This window comes from Vibrio sp. D173a, from assembly GCF_030248475.1.
The window spans coordinates 1-719 of record NZ_JAHGAH010001545.1 but is presented as its reverse complement, the minus strand read 5'-3'; the positions used below and the strand labels follow the sequence as shown (position 1 = coordinate 719).

Annotated in this window: 1 protein-coding gene and 1 pseudogene; both read right to left on the bottom strand. The window is 44.8% G+C overall.

Annotated features, from left to right (window positions below):
- Window positions 1–396, bottom strand: a pseudogene (locus KIV40_RS34640) (hypothetical protein); the annotation flags it as partial.
- The gene (locus KIV40_RS34635; protein WP_285353983.1) at window positions 389–595 is read right to left on the bottom strand and encodes a hypothetical protein; all 207 of its coding nucleotides are present in this window, start codon (window positions 593–595) and stop codon (window positions 389–391) included. The pseudogene KIV40_RS34640 and the gene KIV40_RS34635, both read right to left, overlap by 8 nt.
- Window positions 596–719: the final 124 nt, after the last annotated feature.

Genomic DNA, 719 nt, shown 5'->3' with positions numbered 1-719 from the left:
ATCAGACTTTAGCCCATGCTTAAAGCACTCTTTTGCATTGTGTGTCGAATCTTCTTGCAGCAACTTATTGGAATAACACTTGGCAAACAGTAACCAGCTCTGCGGGTGACCCTGACGGTGTGTTTTCTCTAACCAATAACTCAGGTCTGATTGCTTATCAAGGAACTGCTCCTTGACCCACCAACGCTCCTTGCCTGTCTGCTCACTCATCTCTAATAGCTCTGAATAGAACTTGTTTGCTAGGTAGTGGCTTGCCTCAGCAGAGCCTTTCAGCGCATCCGCCACGAACGTTGAGAGCTCACATGACGTTGGCTCTTGCCAAGTGTAAGAGCACTGCACCTTAGTTCCTAGGATGGTCTGACCCACATAATGCGCAATTTCATACAGGCTACTCATGTGCTTTTTCATGCGAGTACGAGAGACTTTCATCTCTGCCACATAGTTGGAACAGACGAATCTTCGCCATACTCGATTGTGGGTCTGTGAAATAGTAGCGCTCAGCAAGTACCGCTTGCTTATAAAGCTCGGCCAAGCCGTCTTTCAGAAAAGCAAAATTATCGTGACTATTGTTCTCAAAGTGTGTTTGTACTTGCATTTTAGCGCTCCTAATTCATCTCTATGAACGCTATACTAAATAACAAAGCGACATAAAATGTCGCCTACTCGTCTGTTTTTTACCGGTGGAAGATATGAGTAAGCAAATACAACGCTACCAAAAG

Coding starts and splice junctions, on each gene's coding strand:
- KIV40_RS34635 (WP_285353983.1), bottom strand. CDS start 595: ATGCAAGTACAAACACACTTTGAGAACAATAGTCACGATAATTTTGCT.